This window comes from Siccirubricoccus deserti (genome assembly GCF_014283215.1).
Lineage (GTDB): Bacteria > Pseudomonadota > Alphaproteobacteria > Acetobacterales > Acetobacteraceae > Siccirubricoccus > Siccirubricoccus deserti.
Window position 1 is genome coordinate 1 of sequence record NZ_JACOMF010000226.1, and the last position, 1179, is coordinate 1179.

The following is a 1179-nucleotide window of genomic DNA, read 5'->3' on the forward strand; positions in this document are numbered from 1 at the left end:
CAGCCCGGTACCATCGGGCGTCCCCGAACCAAAGGTGAGCGCCTGCCGACCCTGGCCGAAGTGCTGACGGACAAGACCACTCGGTGGCAGCGCCTGACCGTGCCCGGATGGTATGGCGAAGGCGAGCGCATTGTGGAGATCTGCTCCGACACCGCCGTCTGGCGCCATGCCGGCATGCCGGTCGTGCCGATCCGCTGGGTGCTGCTGCGCGACCCCGGCCAGCGGTTCGACCCACAGGCGCTGCTTTGCACCAACGCAGCGGAGGAGCCGCTGCAGATCGTCCGCTGGTTCGTCCAGCGCTGGCAGCTCGAGGTCACATTCCGAGAGGTCCGCGACCACCTCGGTGTCGAGACGCAGCGGCAGTGGTCAGACAAGGCGATCGCCCGCACCACACCCTGTCTGCTCGACCTGTTCTCGGTCGTCACCCTGATGGCGGCGCGCCTCACCAGCCGTGCCCAGCTCCGCGTCTAGGCCAGCGCCTGGTACCACAAGCAGCGGCCGACCTTTGCCGACAGCCTTGCCGCCGTGCGGCGGGAGATCTGGAGTGAGCAGGGTTTTGCGCTGTCCCGCCACTCCCCCGACGCTACGAAACTCCCGCCTGCCCTCCGCGAGGGCATCGCCTACGCCCTCTGCCACGCCGCCTAAATGGCCAAACTCGAGCTAAGTCAACCTTTGCCACTGTCTGTGTGTGATGACGCACATGGCGAGCAGGTTGAGGCTGAGATGGATTTCGTTGCGCCGCTCGTAGCGAGTGACGAGGCGGCGCACGCCGCCGAACCAGGCATGCGTCCGCTCGACTTCCAGCGGTGTCGGCCGGGGCGGTCGCGGCCTTCGATGCCGCGTTGGGCAATGCGCGGCGTGATGCTGCGGTGGCAGCAATCGCCGCGGCATCGGCGATGGTTGTAGACCACCTATTTCCGGTGCCGAGTTCATCAGTCTCGACGTCCGCGTTTTCGCTCCCCATCGGCGCGGCGAGCGGTCGTATGGACGGCGCCTGCAGGATCTCTTTCCGCTAAAAGATTCGCGCGGTTTCCGTAGCTTAGGCTTGACTGTCGTAAGAGGGGCAAAACCTGTGGTGGTCAGGCGGGCTGGCAGCGCTGCCGGACCAAGTCGGGCAAGTACGGGATGCTGGCTTGGCCTGGGATGCCGAGCCTGGCGCCGAGGTAATCCCAGAAGCTG

Annotated in this window: 1 protein-coding gene; it reads left to right on the forward strand. The window is 66.4% G+C overall.

Annotated elements, in window-relative coordinates:
* Window positions 1-471, forward strand: a 471-nt coding sequence (locus tag H7965_RS29965; RefSeq protein WP_456308222.1) for a hypothetical protein, incomplete at its 5' end; no start/stop codon positions are given.
* Window positions 472-1179: the final 708 nt, after the last annotated feature.